We start from the raw sequence: 17389 nt of genomic DNA on the forward strand, positions 1-17389 counted from the left end.
TTGTCCGGGATTCATCCTACGCGCTCAAGCACGCAGCTTCACCGTAGCCGAGTGACGCGCAACTCCCTATAATGCCGCCCCTATGGCTAAACAGAAGAAGCACCCCACAGGGACCATCGCGCAAAATAAAAAGGCGCGCCACGATTACTTCGTCGAACAACGGTTCGAGGCTGGTCTGGTCCTGGCCGGCTGGGAAGTAAAGAGTCTGCGTGCAGGCAAGGCACAACTGGTCGACAGTTATGTGCTGCTCAAGAACGGTGAGGCCTGGCTGTTTGGCAGCCACTTCACGCCGTTGACGACCGCCAGCACCCACGTCATTGCCGACCCGACGCGCACGCGCAAGCTGCTGCTCAACCAGCGCGAGCTGGAAAAGATCCATGCGGCCGTGCAGCAGAAGGGCCATGCCTGTGTCTGCCTGTCGCTGTATTGGAGCAAGCACCTGGTCAAGTGCGAGATCGCCCTGGGCAAGGGCAAGAAGGAATACGACAAGCGCGATACCGAGCGCGAGCGTGACGCCAACCGGGACTTGCAACGCGCCGTGCGCAACAAGGGCAAGGAAGACTGAACCCGGGAACGCCACCGAACCTGTAGGAGCAGAGCTTGCTCGCGAAGAGGCCCTCATGGCCGGCAAAAGCTTCGCGGGCAAGCCCTGCTCCTACAGATTTTGCGTCTTTTTCAAGACCGAGTGCATTCGGGTAATCAGCTACAACCCCTTGCGCCGCTCCGCCCGCGCCACCCGCTGCACTTCCTGGCGCACTTCCTCCAGTACCTCCTGCACATACAGAATATGCCGGCTGGACACTTCGCGCGCATCTTCGGCACGCCCTTCGATAATAGCCAGGTACAGCTCGCGGTGCTGGTTGATCAGCATGTCCCGGGTTTCGCTGCGCTGCTTGTACATGCCGCCAATGTTGGTCACCACATTGCGCTTGAGCAGATCGAACAAGCCGCGGATGGTATGCAGCAACACCGCGTTATGACTCGCCTCGGCAATCGCCAGGTGAAAACTCGCGTCCGCCGCGCCCTCCTCCGCCCGGCTCACCTCATCCGCACGCCCATAGCAACTCTGCAGATGCTCAAAGGCCACCCGCAGGCGCTCCCGATCCGCCTCGGTCGCCCGCAATGCCGCGTAATACGCACAAGACGCCTCCAGGGTATGACGAAACTCCAGCAGGTCACGCTGGGCCTCCGGATTGCTTTCCAGCAGATGCAGCAACGGATCGCTGAAGGTCGAACCCAGCGACTCCACCACGTAATTGCCACCGCCCTGGCGGCTGACCAGCAGCCCCTTGGCCACCAGTTTCTGGATCGCCTCGCGCAGCGACGGCCGTGAGACACCGAACTGCTCGGCCAGCGCACGCTCGGCCGGCAGCCGCTCACCGGCCTTGAGCGTGCCCTCGAGGATCATCTCCTCCAGCCGCTGGACAATATCGTCAGACAAACGGCGCTGACGAACCTGATCAAACCCCATCACTCACTCCTCACGATCCCGAACCCTTGCCGGGACTGCCTATTCTGGCCTATCGAGGCACGACCAGCACCTGCCAGACACGACATAAATCACCTGCTCAGCCCTCTCGCTGACCACCTATCAGACGAAAGTTTCAGGGCGGCAAATTGACACATCCCTAACAAGGCTTTTAACCTAGCGTCCGGCGATTGTAAATTGGTATTACCAATTATCCAAATCCCCATCAGTGCCTGACCAACAACAATTAGGGGCCACCCCACTATGCAAACCTGGCAACAGCTCTACAGCCCTCTCGGCAGCCTCGGCCTGTCCGCTCTCGCGGCCGTGATTCCCATCGTGTTCTTCTTCCTGGCCCTGGCGGTGTTTCGCCTCAAGGGTCATGTCGCGGGCAGCATCACCCTCGCGTTGGCGATCCTGGTGGCGATCTTCGCCTTCAAGATGCCGGTCGACATGGCGCTCGCCGCCGCCGGCTACGGATTTGCCTATGGCCTGTGGCCCATTGCCTGGATCATCGTGGCGGCGGTGTTCCTCTACAAACTGACGGTCAAGAGCGGCCAGTTCGAAATCATCCGCAGTTCGGTGCTGTCGATTACCGATGACCAGCGCCTGCAAGTGCTGCTGATCGGCTTCTGCTTCGGCGCCTTCCTGGAAGGTGCCGCCGGTTTCGGCGCCCCGGTGGCGATCACCGCCGCCCTGCTGGTCGGCCTGGGTTTCAACCCGCTCTATGCCGCCGGCCTGTGCCTGATCGCCAACACCGCACCGGTGGCCTTCGGCGCCCTCGGTATCCCGATCATCGTTGCGGGCCAGGTCACTGGCATCGACGCGTTCAAGATCGGCGCCATGGCCGGTCGCCAACTGCCGCTGCTGTCGTTGTTCGTGCCGTTCTGGCTGGTGTTCATGATGGACGGCCTGCGCGGCGTGCGGGAAACCTGGCCGGCGGCCCTGGTGGCCGGCCTGAGCTTTGCCGTGACCCAGTTCTTCACCTCGAACTTCATCGGCCCGGAACTGCCGGACATCACCTCGGCGCTGGTCAGCCTGGTTTCCCTGACCTTGTTCCTGAAAATCTGGCAACCCAAGCGCAGCGCCGGCGCGCAGATCGCCGGTGCCGCTGCGGGCGTGTTGAGCACCGCCAGCGCCGGCGGTTTCGGCCAGCCGCGCAGCAGCCTCGCCTCGCCCTACAGCCTGGGCCAGATCTTCAAGGCCTGGTCGCCGTTCCTGATCCTCACCGTACTGGTGACGATCTGGACCCTGAAGTCGTTCAAGGCGCTGTTCGCCACTGGCGGCGCGATGTACGGCACGGTGTTCAGCTTTGCCATCCCGCACCTCGACCAACTGGTGATCAAGACCGCGCCGATTGTCGCGGCGCCCACCCCGATTGCAGCGATCTTCAAGCTCGACCCGATCGCGGCCACCGGCACGGCGATTTTCTTCTCCGCCCTGGTGTCGATGCTGATCCTGAAAATCAATATCAAAACTGGTCTGACCACTTTTAAAGAAACCCTGTACGAGCTGCGCTGGCCGATCCTGTCCATCGGCATGGTGCTGGCCTTCGCCTTCGTCACCAACTACTCGGGCATGTCCTCGACCATGGCCCTGGTCCTGGCCGCGACCGGCGCCGCGTTCCCGTTCTTCTCGCCGTTCCTCGGCTGGCTGGGTGTATTCCTCACCGGCTCCGATACCTCGTCCAACGCCCTGTTCAGCTCCCTGCAGGCCACCACCGGACACCAGATCGGCGTCAGCGACACCCTGCTGGTGGCGGCCAATACCAGCGGCGGCGTAACCGGCAAGATGATCTCCCCGCAATCGATCGCCGTGGCCTGCGCCGCCACCGGCCTGGTGGGCAAGGAGTCGGATCTGTTCCGCTTCACCCTCAAGCACAGCCTGTTCTTCGCCACCATTGTCGGGCTGATCACCCTGGCCCAGGCCTATATCTTCACCGGCATGCTGGTGCACTAAAGTGACAAGGGCCGGGGGCCTGTCGAAGCCCCCGGCAACCGTTCCCTTTCAACCAAGGCTGCGAGCCCCCATGATTATTTCCGCCTCTACCGATTACCGCGCAGCGGCCCAACGCAAGCTGCCGCCGTTCCTGTTCCACTATGCAGACGGCGGCGCCTACGCCGAACACACCCTGCGTCATAACGTCGAGGACCTGGCGAACATCGCCCTGCGTCAGCGCGTGCTGAAGAACATGTCCGAGCTGAGCCTGGAAACCCGGCTGTTCAATGAAACCTTGAGCATGCCGGTGGCCCTGGCGCCCGTCGGCCTGACCGGCATGTATGCCCGTCGCGGCGAGGTTCAGGCGGCCCGCGCGGCGGCGGCCAAGGGCATTCCCTTTACGATGTCGACCGTGTCGGTCTGTCCGATCGAGGAAGTGGCCCCGGCCATCAGTCGCCCCATGTGGTTCCAGCTGTACGTACTCAAGGACCGCGGTTTTATGCGCAATGCCCTGGAGCGCGCCAAGGCAGCGGGTGTCACCACCCTGGTCTTTACCGTGGACATGCCGGTGCCCGGCGCCCGCTACCGGGATGCGCATTCCGGGATGAGCGGCCCGAACGCGCCGCTGCGGCGGGTCTGGCAAGCCATGACTCACCCGCAGTGGGCCTGGGACGTGGGCCTGATGGGCAAACCCCACGACCTGGGCAATATCTCGAAGTATCGCGGCAACCCGACCGGCCTGGGCGACTACATCGGCTGGCTGGGCAACAACTTCGACCCGTCGATTTCCTGGAAGGACCTGGAGTGGATCCGCGAGTTCTGGGAAGGGCCGATGGTCATCAAGGGTATTCTCGATCCGCAGGATGCCAGGGACGCGGTGAAGTTCGGTGCCGACGGCATCGTGGTCTCCAACCATGGCGGTCGCCAGCTCGACGGCGTGTTGTCCAGCGCCCGCGCCCTGCCGGCCATCGCCGATGCGGTGAAAGGCGACCTGAAGATCCTCGCCGACTCCGGCATCCGCAGCGGCCTGGACGTGGTGCGCATGATCGCCCTGGGCGCCGACACCGTACTGATCGGCCGCGCGTTCCTCTACGCACTCGCCGTCGCCGGTGAAGCCGGCGTGAAGAATCTGCTGGACCTGTTCGAGAAGGAAATGCGCGTGGCCATGGTGCTCACCGGCGCCAAGTCCATCAGCGAGATCAACCGTGATTCGCTGGTTCGTGAACTGGGCGCCTGAATATCGCGCCCAAACGAATCACCGCCTGATTGAACGGGGCACGTTGCGCACCAGACGCCGCGACCCCGTGAGGAGTTTGCATGAGCCTGCCCCAACCGTTCCTCCACGCGGTCGAACGCCTGATCCCCCGCGAGCGCCGTTTCGACGACCCGCTCTCGACCCTGGCCTTCGGCACCGATGCCAGCTTCTATCGACTGATCCCCAAGCTGGTGATCCGCGTCGAGTCCGAAGATGAAGTGGTGGCCCTGCTCAAACTGGCGAGCCGCGACCAGGTTCCGGTGACCTTCCGCGCGGCCGGTACCAGCCTGTCGGGCCAGGCCATCAGCGACTCGGTGCTGATCGTACTGGGCGACCACTGGAACGGTCGGGAGATTCGCGATCAAGGTACACAGATCCGCCTGCAACCCGGCGTTATCGGCGCCCAGGCCAATGCCTGGCTGGCGCCGTTCGGGCGCAAGATCGGCCCGGACCCGGCCTCGATCAACGCCTGCAAGATCGGCGGCATCGTCGCCAACAATGCCAGCGGCATGTGCTGCGGCACCGCGCAGAACACCTATCACACCCTGGCCGGGATGCGCCTGATCCTGGCTGATGGCAGTCGCCTGGACACCGAGGACGCGGCCAGCGTCACGGCCTTTCGCCAGAGCCATGGCCCGCTGCTCCATCAGCTTTCGGTACTGGCCCGGGAAACCCGCGCCAACAGCGAACTGGCCGCCAAGATCCGGCACAAGTACCGCCTGAAAAACACCACCGGCCTGTCCCTCAACGCCCTGGTGGACTTCGATGAGCCGCTGGAGATTCTCAGCCATCTGCTGGTGGGCTCCGAAGGCACCCTCGGTTTTATCAGCGCGGTGACCTACGACACGGTGATCGACCACCCGAACAAGGCCTCCGCACTCATCGTCTTCCCCGATGTAGAGACCTGCTGCACCGCCGTCACCGTGCTGAAAAGCCAACCGGTGTCCGCCGTGGAACTGCTCGATCGCCGCAGCATGCGCTCGGTACAGGACAAACCGGGCATGCCGGCGTTCGTGCGCGAACTGTCCGACGGCGCCTGCGCCCTGCTGATCGAATCCCGAGCCGCGTCCTCGTCGCTGTTGCAGGAACAACTGCGGCAGATCATGACGTCGCTGGCGTCGTTCCCGGTGGAAAAACAGGTCGACTTCACCGAAGACCCGACCGAAAACGCCCGGCTCTGGGCGATCCGCAAGGACACCTTTCCTGCCGTCGGTGCCGTGCGCAAGACCGGCACCACGGTGATCATCGAGGACGTGACCTTCCCGGTCGAACAACTGGCCATCGGCGTCAACCGCCTGATCGCCCTGTTCGACAAACACCACTACGACGAAGCGATCCTGTTCGGCCATGCCCTGGAAGGCAACCTGCACTTCGTCTTTACCCAGGGCTTCAACAGCGCCGCCGAGGTGTCCCGCTACCAGGCATTTATGGACGACGTCGCGCACCTTGTTGCCGTCGAATTCGGCGGGTCGCTCAAGGCCGAGCACGGCACCGGACGCAATATGGCGCCCTTTGTCGAACTGGAATGGGGCCGCGACGCCTACCAGTTGATGTGGGCCATCAAACGCCTGCTCGATCCCCAGGGCATTCTCAACCCGGACGTGGTGCTCAGCGACGACCCGCAGATTCACCTCAAGCACCTCAAGCCGTTGCCTGCCGCCGATGAGATCGTCGACAAGTGCATCGAGTGCGGTTTCTGCGAACCGGTCTGTCCGTCGAAAGGGCTGACCTTGAGCCCGCGCCAGCGGATCGTGATCTGGCGGGATATCCAGGCAAAAAAACGCGCCGGGGTGGACACCACGGAACTGGAGGCCGCCTATCAGTACCAGGGCATCGACACCTGCGCCGCCACCGGGCTCTGTGCGCAACGTTGCCCGGTGGGCATCAACACCGGTGAACTGGTGAAGAAGCTGCGGGGCGAGCACGCCACACACGGAAAAGCCGCCGACTGGCTCGGCACCCATTTCGCCACGGTCTTGCAAGGGGCGCGCTTTACCCTGCATGTCGCCAACGGCGCACGCATGCTGCTCGGGGCACCGCGCCTGGCGAAGCTGTCGTCGGGCCTGACGCGCCTGTCCAAGGGACGTGTACCGCAATGGACCAGCGCCATGCCGCAGCCGGAGCGCGCGGTGCGCTTCAGTCCGGCGCTCAGCGACGAGCGACCACGGGTGGTTTATCTGGCGGCCTGCGTCTCGCGGGTAATGGGCCCGGCGGCGGGTGACAAAGAGCAGATGTCACTGCTGGACAAGACTCGCGGCCTGCTGGAAAAAGCCGGTTACCAGGTGGTGTTCCCGGACAACACCGACCAGCTCTGCTGCGGCCAGCCGTTTGCTTCCAAGGGCTACGTCGAACAGGCCGAGCACAAGCGCCAGGAGTTGATTGGCGCGCTGCTGCACGCCAGCCGTGGCGGCCTCGATCCGATCTATTGCGACACCAGCCCGTGCACCTTGCGTCTGGTGCAAGACCTGGGCGACACCCGCCTCGACCTCTACGACCCGGTGCGCTTCATCCGCACACATTTAGTAGAGCGGCTGGAATTCACACCGCAGGACGCGCCGATTGCGGTGCACGTAACCTGCAGCACCCAGCACCTGGGCGAGAGCCAGGCGCTGATCGACCTGGCGCGGCGTTGCAGCCATAACGTAGTGATTCCGGAAGGCATTCACTGCTGTGGTTTTGCCGGCGACAAGGGTTTCACCACCCCGGAACTGAATGCCCACTCGCTGCGGACCTTGAAGGACGCCGTGCAGTATTGCGAAGAGGGCATCTCCACCAGCCGCACCTGCGAGATCGGCCTGAGCCAGCATGGCGGGATCGACTACCACGGGCTGGTGTACCTGGTGGATCGGGTGACCCGGGCCAGGTCGGCGCACGGATAGAAACAGAACCTTGGCTGCCGGCGGCAGTCTATAGAGCAAGTCTCGCGAAAGCGGGACTTCCTCCCCTACTCGACAGTCTGTGCTGATGGCCGATGACGTCGGGCTACTCAGTTCAAGGAGTCATGCATGAATCGTTCTGTGCTGCTGGGTCTGTTCGTCAGCGCTTGCGTCCTGGCCGCGCCTGCGTTTGCCTCGGCGGAGAAGGATCTTTGCGCGATCAAACTGCAGGCGCTCGACACCGCCAGGACCCAGTTGGCCCCCAATCAGCAGGCCAACTTCGACACCAATATCCAGCAAGCCAGGGCCGCCGGGGATAAAAACACCCTTGACGGCGCCAGGGAGTGCATCGCCATCGCCGACCGCACGCTCCAGGAAATCCAGAGCAGCCCGAAAAGCGCCCCGTAAACCTGGCCCGCATCGGGATGGCCTTGCGAGCCAGATTGGCGTACACTGTGCATGCCTGCTGGTTACGTACAGCAGGCACGGGGCCGTTTAGGATTCGACGCCGGTCGCGAAACTCTAGGTGCATGCCGAGTTGGTAACAGAACTCGTAAATCCACTGTTGCAACTACTTATAGTTGCCAATGACGACCATTACGGGGAACAAGCTCTCGCTGCGTAAGCGGCGCTAGCCTTCCTCCTGGCTACTTCGGTGCCAGCAATCATCAGGGGATGTCTGTAAACCCAAAATGATTGTCATATAGAACAGAATCGCCGTGCAGTACGTTGTGGACGAAGCGGCTAAAACTTACACAACTCGCCCAAAGCACCCTGCCCGTCGGGTCGCTGCGGGTTAACTTAATAGACACGGCTACGCATGTAGTACCGACAGCGGAGTACTGGCGGACGGGGGTTCAAATCCCCCCGGCTCCACCAAACGAAGCAAAACAAAGCCCGCCTTGTGCGGGCTTTGTTGCATCTGGCCCCCTGACTTTTCGAGCCACACCCGACCCACCCGTAGGAGCCGGCTTGCTGGCGATGAGGCCATCCGCAACAACCTCAATCTTCCTGCTACAACCCCTCGCACCAACCGCCTCCCCTCACCAAAAACCCGCGCTATTCCAGAGCCATTTTTCACACCCTGCAAGACGACTCCCTTTCCCTTGCCTGAAATTTCCTAGAAACTCCCGTTCGCTTGCGCCTGCCAATTCCGCTGACTAGTCTTCGCCCATCACTGCAAATCAGTGATCGGGTTTAGCAGCCCGGAAACCGTTAGGCGCACAGCGCCACCTCTCTAGCCGGCGCTTTTTCATGCCCGGAGTTTTATGGTGGCTGTGCGCAGGGCATCTTCGGGTGCGCCGGTTTCCTAACGTACCGGTCTGCTAACCTGCGTACGGCCACCACCCATCATTTAGCAGTGATATTGGCGGCTCTCACTTACGTTAGGAGTTACCGCGATGTTCAAGATCACACCCAATCCGCCGGTCTCAATCGACCCAGGCATCATCGACCCGCAAGCCGCTGACCGGGCGCTGGCTCACTACAATTTGCCGGAAGGCAGTGCATCGAAACGCTCAGGCTTCACGACAACACGACGCCAAGTGCCAGCAGTTCAAAGTCGTGAAGAAGCGCTGGTGAACGCCAGCTCAATTCTGGAATCCGCTGCGGCCACTGCTTATGAAAACGCCGATAACCTCACCGGCGCCAACCGCAAGGTGGGTATGGGTGTGGTTCATCTGATTGAACTGGCACTTGGCCTGGTGGACTCGGTGATAGAGGAAGCTCCAGAGGGAGCAACAAGTTAACGAGGGCCTCTGCATCAGGGGGGGGGAGGCTAAGCGTCCCCTTCATTGTGACGACAACAAATAGATCCCCATTTCTGCGCAACACAGCAAAGACGGTGATGAGCATGGCATTGGTCAGCCGGTGTGATAGGAGCAATTTTGGCTATATGGCTCCGCCATACTGATCTGGAAGCGGACGGGTAAGGCAATGCGACCTGGCTCTCCTACCCCAGACAGGGCATAATCTCGTAAGACACATTTAAGCACTTAAAGAACTGAGTAACGATGCCAAGATCACCTGCCAAGTCACTGACCTTCATCGACGCTTTCGCAGGTTGCGGTGGTCTATCCCTCGGTTTGATGCAGGCAGGTTTGACCGGCCGCTTTGCGATTGAGCACGACAAATTCGCCTTCGCCACACTTAAGGCAAATCTCCTAGCGAAACGGGGGCGGTATAAATACGATTGGCCACGCTGGCTCGCCAAGGAGCCTATTGGTATCGTTGAACTTCTTAACAACCATCGAGACCAGCTTGAAGAACTCTCAGGCAGTATCGACGTATTGGTCGGCGGACCTCCGTGCCAAGGCTTCTCTAGCGCCGGCCGGCGACAGCATGATGATCCGCGCAATCAGCTATTTGATTCTTATTTGAATTTGGTCGACATTATCAAACCCAGAGCCGTCTTGATTGAGAACGTCCGGGGGTTCACACTCGATTTCAGCGCTGGCGACGAAATAAAGAATTTCTCGCAAGCTCTCAGAGCGCGCTTATCCGGCGCCTATACGGTTCACGAGCAGCTGCTTGACCTCTCAATTTTCGGCGTACCGCAGGCGCGTACACGCTACTTCGTCCTAGCATTCCGATCTGAATTGAATGTGTCAGACCCGTTCACACATCTACAAGATCGCCTTCCTTCATTTCTACGCTCGCTACGCCTGAGAACACCAGTCTCCTCCGGATCGGCGATTTCTGATCTAGAGGTTGGTCGGGCAGGCAGGCAGCCTTCGACAGAAAGCAAGGGCTTCGAAGAGACCCGTTACGCCGGTCCGCTCACCCACTACCAAAAGCTGATGAATAAGGGATGCGAGATTCCTACCGACCTACGCTTGGCGCGCCATACCGAAAGCATAGTGAGTCGCTTCAAAGAGATAATCGAGCTAAGCCATGCCGTGGGTCGCCTTAACGTAAGTATTGGTGCGGAGATGCGCGCCCGCTTTGGCATCAAAAAGATGGCTCTGAGGGTGCTTGATCCAGATCGCCCATCGCCTACGATCACGAGTATGCCTGATGACCTACTGCACTATTCGGAGCCGCGCACGCTAACTGTTCGCGAGAACGCGCGCCTGCAAAGTTTCCCTGACTGGTATTCATTCCAAGGCAAGTACACATCAGGCGGCCACCGCCGCAAACAAGAAGTCCCTCGTTTCACACAGGTGGCAAACGCAGTTCCACCCCTTGCCGCGCGCGCGATTGGAGAGACATTGGCGGACCTACTCAGAGCAAAACCCGCCACAATGGGCGAGCCCCCTAAAGTTAGCTCACGCTTGCATAGCGTCCAGCAGGGCGCGGAAGTCTGTGCGGAGAGCTAGAATCAATTTGCGAAGCTCTCTCATCTCCAAGATATCGACGGTCTTGCCAGAATCGTCGATGACGGCACTCGGCCTTCCCTGGGGAACCAAAACTGCATGCCCGAGAGTGTTGCGGTTCTGAACAACTCTTTCGCGATACAACTTGACTGTCGCCACGCCCGCTGTATGTGCAGCAAATTCGTCCATCCCCAAAATACTTGCCAGCAGGCGAAGACGATGATCCGACGTGAAAAGCATATGAGACTTGAACAAAGTCTCAACGCTAGGCGAGCCGCTTAGCTTCTCGCCTTGCGAGATGATGTTCTGCACCTGCTTCGCCACACGCCTCATAGCCTCCTCTATGAATTTTGCCTTCCCTGCGTCATCGAGCTTGCCGTGTGCCAAGGTCAAACATGAGTTAACCATGTGGTCGATATCGCTCGTGGCGCCCATCACAATGCCGCGCGTGTGATCAAGGTCGAGGACCTTCTTGATCAACGACTCGAAAACACCGACCACTTCGTCGACTAGATCCGCGCGCCCGGCACAGTAGACTCCCTCCAACTCCTTCTCGTAGACCTTTTGTCGCAGTTCGACGACCGAAGCTTGCCCTGAATAGAAGACCACGTCCTTGTATTGAACAATCTGGCGAATTCGCTCAATCGCGTCCTCTCCGTGCGTGTCGTTACCGAGATCCCAATCCACGAGTATCAGGTCAACCTCGTCTGTAAACACGTCTTCGGAGATGGCCGACTCTACCTGAGCAATCGTGGTGCACTGACGGGGCTTGAACTCAAACCCCTCGGCGGCCATCTTCGACTTAATGCTCATGATTTGTGCTGCCACACCGTTAGGCTGGTCATCCACCCACAACACGTTGAAGTCTAGTCTCATTGCTTTCTCACCTTCGCGGCAACCTTGATGACAAGGCCCAATCCCTTTTCTAGTTGATCGTCGAGCTCAATGCTGCCCCCCATTTCGCCCAGAGCTTGCCGGACATGATAGAGACCCAGACCGGAGCCCTGCGTGGTCGTGTACCCCATCTCAAAGATACGAGAACGGTTCGTGCCCGGGGCCAAACCACGTCCGTTGTCGCTGACTCGAATAGTTAGACCCGTCTTGTCCTCTTGAGTCAGGAGGAACTTGATACGAGATGCCCTAGCCTTTCGAGCGTTACTGATCAAGTTATCGACAATGATCGACGCATCGATCGGATTAAAGCGAAGTTTTATGCCCGGGTGAGTATTCTCGGCAGCGATCTGCAACCGAGCGCTGCCCGTAGTTCGGGCGATTTGTTCGATATAGTCGTAGATGAAAGCGGCGAGGTCAGTCTCAATTTTCTCTGAGTCGAGCTTGAAGTTTGCCTTCGCCGCGAACTTCGTCACCGACATAACCTTTCTGTTGAGGAAGGCCATCTGTTCAAGCGTCTTAAGCACAGTTTCGCGGGGGATCGACGATTCACCGGCGGTCTCGGTCAAAAAATTCTCTATCTGTTGCGCGATATCCACAGCATAGATCGTCACCTGATGATGCAGGTTTAGTATCGTAGCGGAGTCCACGTTGACGAAGGATTCCAGAAAATGCGCGCGACGCCGCTCCGTCTCCACCTCTGCCTCTGCCGTATCAGCACGGCGGTTTGCGGCCTCGGCCGAAGCCAGCGCCTTATCGGCGACGCGGCGTGCATCGGACTCAGACTTCCTCAAATCGTCGAAGCGACGTTCGGCGGCATCTAGCCGCACAAGCATCTGTGCATCTTCCGTTTTTTCGGCAATCGCGCGCAGGCTGATCAGCGATGTCTCGAAGTCGCTGGACCGCTCATTGATCAAATCCACAAGCCGCTTGCTATACTCGATCAGTTGTATCTTATCGTTGTCGACTAGGTTGGCGACCGCCGCCGAAACACGTGCGCGACCCGGATCCGTCATCAAACGAGAAAGATCGTCAGTTTTCCCGTCTGCAGGATCCTTCCAGGAGACAGGCACTACGTACTTCTCCAGACGTTTAAGACAGTGATCCATGACTGCTTTTTGCAACTGTTGGACAGCAGGAGTTTCAATTAGCCCCTGGTTACGACTTGAAGCCTCCTGAAAATCTTCATCGGACCCCGACACATCAACACGTCCAAGGATTTCGCGAGTACCCAGAAATCGCGCATAGCCTTGTTGCTTGCGACGCTCGAACCCAAACCAGTCGTTTCCATCTTCACCGATGGGGTAAACTCGAAAGTTATTCCTAAAAAGGAAAACTGATCCGAACTGGACTGACGGCAACCCAACACGCCGAGCGAATGTCATTTTTGCTGACTGGTTGAGGTAATATATTTCGCATTTGAATTCCGCCGCCGAAAGATGCGGATAGGGGTTTGGCTCAGCAATTCGGTAGATGACCTCACCACGGTCTGTAAGCGCCGTATGTAACTCGTCGCCATCGATGGTTACTCGAATAAATGTTGTCTTGTCTTGCAACGTGGTGAAGATGAAATTGCCTATCTGGCCGTTCACCAAATCCTTGGGTAGAGGCTCATCCCCTCCCGTGGTATGAAATGCAGAAAGCCGTTCATCCTCTACTAGCTCGGCCGGTGCGCTGATATGAATGCTAAAGCTGTCAGTCTCTTCGCCGAAGGGGTTGATCAGCTTCGACAGCGACGCCTTCATCTCCAGGATACGCTGTCGCGTCCAAGGTCGCCTCAGCCGTTCGATAGTTACGGCAGTGCCATGCTTAAGGCTCGATCCGAACGCCTGCAGTTCGCGTGGCAGCTCAAATGCACCCTGCTCGGCATATCGAACAGGGATTTTCTCGAAATGCTCTTTGGCATCCTTCTCGAACAGCTCCCAATCAACGGTCAGGCGATGGACAGCTTTGGCACTCCCCAGGGGGCGGCTTTGTATTATAACCGTCTCACCCAACCTATCAGATGAGAAGCGACCTATACCCTTGCTTCCGGCATAGTGCCTGCGCTCGGCGGCGATGTTGCGAAAGTCGTCAGCAGAACGATCGCTACGTTTGGAGGAGTAAGCAACAAATAACCACTTGCCTGTAAGATCCTCATAGGACATACCGGAGCCGTTATCCGCCACGATGATCACGTCGTTGCCAAAGTACAGTTGTACGCTGTCAGCACCTGCGTCGAAAGAATTTTTGACGAGCTCGAAGACTGCAACCTCGTCATCCGTGATGAGTTCTCGGCCTAAAACGCGTTTGAGGCCAGTACTCACATCAAAGTGCAGATCGTCCTTTTCAGCCAAGCTCATCTTCCTCTTTCAATCGTGACTAGCAGGCAAGGTTTCCGAGTAACACGGTCGGGTTTCGATGGTGTGCGTCCCTGGATATCTCGCGCGAACGCGCAATAGCATTTTGCCACAAAAGCTCAGACTAAGTGACGACATCTAGTCTTGCCATGAGTGCGCAGTAGCTTGGGCTCTGGAAATTCGGCCGCCATCCAGCCTTCTACAGCAAAGGTACGGAGATAGGCCTTATAAAGTCCGTCGCTCTTGTATCGTTTTTCCCGAGCAGATCGCCGAGTCTACGGGGTATTTTCGCTGCTTTCACAGGTCATCAGCCCCCCAAAAAATCTAGCGTTCGCCTCGAAGGTAAATCAGACATCGATGCGTATTATCGCTTGACGTGGTATTCGTAATATTGCAATATTACGAATACCACGCCATCACAAGTCAGCTTTACGGAGGATAACCTATGCCACCACGATCTAGACCGCCAGCGCCCCCTACGCAAGCTGCTCCACAAATTGTCAACACCGTGGCCAGCATGCAAGCTGATCCAAATATCGTGAATTTTGACGTGAAAGTCGATAAACAAACAGGACTCGTACGTTTTAACGCTCGGAGTTCAGATGGACGCACTACAACACAAACTTTTTTAGGGCCAGGTTTGGAAGAAATCACTCGCTATGATCCGAGACAAGCAAGCACCCATGACCGTGATACTAATATTATGACCCTTCTGGCCAAGGGGCTAACTCAAGCGGAAGTAGGTACGCGCTTGGGAGTGTCTCAGTCTCTAGTATCGAAGGTTTACCGCACCACTCAATTTGATGCGGACTAGTTCCAATTGGTATTCCAACCAAAAATAAAATCCGATATTTACGCTTCAAATTACCCCGGCCTACCAAACGAAGCAAAACAAAGCCCGCCTTATGCGGGCTTTGTTGCATCTGGCCCCTGACTTTTCGGGCCAACCCTGCCGCCACTCACTCCACCTGTAGGAGCCAGCTTGCTGGCGATGAGGCCATCCGCAACAACCTCAATCCCTCATGGCCATTCCTCGCTCCGGCCTCGCTCCCTGAAACTGGCCCCAAGTCCGCAGAGGCGAGGCCTCAACGCAACCACATACAGATCAAAGGGTTAGGCGCGGACGAATCAAGCAGTTGGATTGCTGCATATCGGATAGCAGAGGAAACCGTTGCCGTTGTGTTTTGTCGGTAGATATTTATAACTACCGACGTAATGCAACATCCCTGGCGAGTCGGCCTAGACTACCTGCTGTACGGCGATCAACGAGCCTTCCGCGCGCTCGTACCGTTCAACCGCTGGGCCCGGAACACCACCGCCAACCGCCCGAAGGCCCTTCACAACGGCTACCTGCTCGACGGCAAGCCCCTCAGCGACAACCCTGCCATGGCCGCCACCGGCGGCGATACGGCAGTCATTCCCAACGCCGCGAGCAATTGCACGCGTGGCAACGGCGTGTGATCGACCAGCAGGGCCCTCAATACACTGGCATCGGCTTCAAGCGGCATGTCCAGTGTCCTGCGCACCGACTTGGGCAGGGCCACCCGCAAGGCCGTGACCATATCCACTGCCTCACCCAATGATCGGCCCAGGCCGTTGTAGACCCGATAGCGCCCATCCGCCCGTACCAGCACCCGCTGCAACTCGGCCTGCTCAAGCCCGATGCTGTCCAGCAAGGCCCCCGCGGGGCTGTCCTGGCGCACCTCGATGCGCATGCAGCCGGGCCAGCAAGGCAAGGTTTCCAGGGTGTGCAGCACCAGCACATCGCTGTCCTCTCCGGCCGCCGACGCCAGGTAGAGCCCCTCGTACGCGCGGTTCAAGCGCAACTGCTGGCGATACCACAGCGCATCCCGGAGCATCCGCGGGGGTGCCGACTGCGCCGTGGACAACTGACGAAGCTCGTCCTCGTCAGCCCGGGCGATCAGCTCTCGTACCATGGAGGTCGGCAGATCGGCAAAGAACCTTCTGACCTGCCGCACCCGGGGATCGCCCGACTGCTGCCGAAACTGATAACAGATGTCGAACACTTCGTTCCTGCGCCGGGCAAGGGCTTCGCCGGCTTTGCGCCTCAACGCCAACAGGCGGTCTGCGGCCGAGGCGTAGTCGCCCCCCAGCCACTCCCTGATCTGCTCGTCGTCCAGATGATTCAGCACACTGATCCACAGATCGCCGGCCATCAATTGAGCCTCGCTCACCGAGATTCGCGGCAAGTCCTCGGCGCTGTCTTGCGGGTACTCGACCCGGTTGGCGGCTCCCGCTTCGAACAACTGCAATACCCGTGAAGTGGGCCAGATCAGTTGCAGTCCCACTTGTTGCAGATAGCGTTGTACATCGGCGTCTTTTGCCGGCGTCTCGTCTTCGGGATGCTCGATGAAGCGCCTGATCTCCCTGTCCAGCCGGAAGCGCTCCACGGTATCGAGCAAAAAGGCCGGGGGCTGCCGTGCCTGGGGATAGACCTGGTGCAACACGGGGTCGTCGATACCACTGGCCACGCAAATCGGTTCGATGTCGGCGTCATCAAACTCAATGAGCAGCGTGTCGATCAACCATTCGAAGTACGCCCCCGTCTCCTCGGGAGGTTCAAGGGAAACTTCACTGTCAGTGGATGTAGGCATGTAGGTGTGTTCTCCGCGTTTGCTGGCCACCGCCCTTGGCGGCGTTGCAGAACGATGGAGCAAACCGGCAACCGCGAGGGGCCACCCCATTACCACACACCGCCGGATCTTCGGGCCGTTCTGGCAGTCGACGCCCGGGGCCACCGACGGTCCCCGGGCATCAGCAGCGGCCATGGCCAGGTTGACGATGGTCACCCGCCGTGTCGCGGCGGATCAGCCCGCGAGGACGGCCAGCAGGTCCTCGTTCTGCGGAAAAGGTGGCTGGAAAAGGCGGCGCCCATCCAAGTTTCCCTAATGCACCCACATCACCGCATAGCCCAAGGTCATCAGCCCCCAGGCCACGAGCGGATGAAACAGCACTTGCCACACTCGCGCACGCGGGTCGAAACCCACGCCGTGCACATACCCTGCGGCCACGCCCCACATGACCAGCATCAGCAGGTTGTGGTTGTAGTGACCTTGGGCGTTGAGGATGGTGATGGGGTGGATCAGTAGAATCAGGCTCAATGGAACGGCCAGCAGCAGGGACAAGACCCTGCTGCTGGCTCGTCGCAACCGCGGTGTGGCTTCAGCGGTCACCCGCGGACTCCTTATCCAGCGTGTCGGTGGCTTCGAGCCACATGACGTTGATGATGCCGAAGCTACAGGCCAATAAGACGCCGAGGATCCAGGCAAAATACCACATAGTGTGCG

The 17389-nt window shown here is 59.2% G+C and carries 14 protein-coding genes and 1 other RNA gene; 9 read left to right on the plus strand and 6 right to left on the minus strand.

Annotation, left to right across the window (positions count from 1 at the left end; all coding sequences use genetic code 11):
- The first annotated feature begins 82 nt into the window (after nucleotides 1–82).
- The gene (gene smpB, locus M5C01_RS05910; RefSeq protein ID WP_100939616.1) at nucleotides 83–565 is read left to right on the plus strand and encodes an SsrA-binding protein SmpB; all 483 of its coding nucleotides are present in this window, start codon (nucleotides 83–85) and stop codon (nucleotides 563–565) included.
- A 138-nt stretch (nucleotides 566–703) separates the two neighbouring features.
- Here smpB and M5C01_RS05915 read toward each other — a convergent pair whose 3' ends face one another.
- Nucleotides 704–1471 (minus strand): GntR family transcriptional regulator, encoded by a 768-nt coding sequence (locus tag M5C01_RS05915; RefSeq protein ID WP_152737633.1) that lies wholly within the window; start codon nucleotides 1469–1471, stop codon nucleotides 704–706.
- Between the two features lie 261 nt (nucleotides 1472–1732).
- Here M5C01_RS05915 and M5C01_RS05920 point away from each other — a divergent pair, with 261 nt between their 5' ends.
- The 7 genes from M5C01_RS05920 to M5C01_RS05950 all read left to right on the plus strand — a co-directional run bounded on the left by M5C01_RS05920 (nucleotide 1733) and on the right by M5C01_RS05950 (nucleotide 10854).
- A complete protein-coding gene (locus M5C01_RS05920) occupies nucleotides 1733–3427 on the plus strand; it encodes a lactate permease LctP family transporter (RefSeq protein ID WP_152737634.1) in 1695 nt (564 codons plus the stop codon).
- A gap of 70 nt (nucleotides 3428–3497) precedes the next feature.
- The gene (gene lldD, locus M5C01_RS05925) at nucleotides 3498–4643 is read left to right on the plus strand and encodes an FMN-dependent L-lactate dehydrogenase LldD (protein ID WP_103494950.1); all 1146 of its coding nucleotides are present in this window, start codon (nucleotides 3498–3500) and stop codon (nucleotides 4641–4643) included.
- An 80-nt stretch (nucleotides 4644–4723) separates the two neighbouring features.
- Nucleotides 4724–7540 carry an FAD-binding and (Fe-S)-binding domain-containing protein gene (locus M5C01_RS05930; protein ID WP_152737635.1) on the plus strand — a complete coding sequence of 939 codons (2817 nt, stop codon included), beginning with the start codon at nucleotides 4724–4726 and terminating at the stop codon, nucleotides 7538–7540.
- A 126-nt stretch (nucleotides 7541–7666) separates the two neighbouring features.
- Nucleotides 7667–7945: a hypothetical protein gene (locus tag M5C01_RS05935; protein WP_152737636.1), complete on the plus strand. Its 279-nt coding sequence runs from the start codon at nucleotides 7667–7669 to the stop codon at nucleotides 7943–7945.
- Between the two features lie 79 nt (nucleotides 7946–8024).
- Nucleotides 8025–8416: a transfer-messenger RNA gene (ssrA, locus tag M5C01_RS05940) on the plus strand.
- Between the two features lie 521 nt (nucleotides 8417–8937).
- Entirely contained in the window at nucleotides 8938–9285 is a 348-nt protein-coding gene (locus M5C01_RS05945) for a hypothetical protein (RefSeq protein ID WP_152737637.1), read from the plus strand.
- Nucleotides 9286–9549: 264 nt separating this feature from the next.
- On the plus strand, nucleotides 9550–10854 hold the full coding sequence (locus tag M5C01_RS05950; protein ID WP_152737638.1) for a DNA cytosine methyltransferase: 1305 nt from the start codon (nucleotides 9550–9552) through the stop codon (nucleotides 10852–10854).
- Here M5C01_RS05950 and M5C01_RS05955 read toward each other — a convergent pair.
- Together M5C01_RS05955 and M5C01_RS05960 are read right to left on the minus strand one after the other, a co-directional pair.
- Nucleotides 10804–11727: a hypothetical protein gene (locus tag M5C01_RS05955; protein WP_152737639.1), complete on the minus strand. Its 924-nt coding sequence runs from the start codon at nucleotides 11725–11727 to the stop codon at nucleotides 10804–10806. The two genes, M5C01_RS05950 and M5C01_RS05955, sit on opposite strands and share 51 nt — an antisense overlap.
- Complete coding sequence (locus tag M5C01_RS05960) at nucleotides 11724–14078, minus strand: sensor histidine kinase (RefSeq protein ID WP_218586073.1); 2355 nt, start codon at nucleotides 14076–14078, stop codon at nucleotides 11724–11726. Before M5C01_RS05960 ends, M5C01_RS05955 begins: the two co-directional genes overlap by 4 nt.
- A 520-nt stretch (nucleotides 14079–14598) precedes the next feature.
- On the opposite strand from M5C01_RS05960, the gene M5C01_RS05965 reads away from it, so the two are divergent.
- Nucleotides 14599–14895 carry a helix-turn-helix transcriptional regulator gene (locus tag M5C01_RS05965; protein WP_178129779.1) on the plus strand — a complete coding sequence of 99 codons (297 nt, stop codon included), beginning with the start codon at nucleotides 14599–14601 and terminating at the stop codon, nucleotides 14893–14895.
- 532 nt (nucleotides 14896–15427) lie between these two features.
- On the opposite strand, the gene M5C01_RS05970 is transcribed toward M5C01_RS05965, so the two are convergent.
- The 3 genes from M5C01_RS05970 to cydX form a co-directional block, all read right to left on the minus strand.
- Nucleotides 15428–16696, minus strand: a complete 1269-nt coding sequence (locus M5C01_RS05970) for a hypothetical protein (RefSeq protein ID WP_152737642.1) — start codon at nucleotides 16694–16696, stop codon at nucleotides 15428–15430.
- 291 nt (nucleotides 16697–16987) lie between these two features.
- Nucleotides 16988–17275 (minus strand): cyd operon YbgE family protein, encoded by a 288-nt coding sequence (locus M5C01_RS05975; RefSeq protein ID WP_218274274.1) that lies wholly within the window; start codon nucleotides 17273–17275, stop codon nucleotides 16988–16990.
- Complete coding sequence (gene cydX, locus M5C01_RS05980) at nucleotides 17265–17381, minus strand: cytochrome bd-I oxidase subunit CydX (protein ID WP_100939626.1); 117 nt, start codon at nucleotides 17379–17381, stop codon at nucleotides 17265–17267. Before cydX ends, M5C01_RS05975 begins: the two co-directional genes overlap by 11 nt.
- Nucleotides 17382–17389 lie beyond the last annotated feature (8 nt).

This window comes from Pseudomonas sp. MWU12-2319, assembly GCF_023242525.1.
Classification (GTDB): domain Bacteria; phylum Pseudomonadota; class Gammaproteobacteria; order Pseudomonadales; family Pseudomonadaceae; genus Aquipseudomonas; species Aquipseudomonas gingeri_D.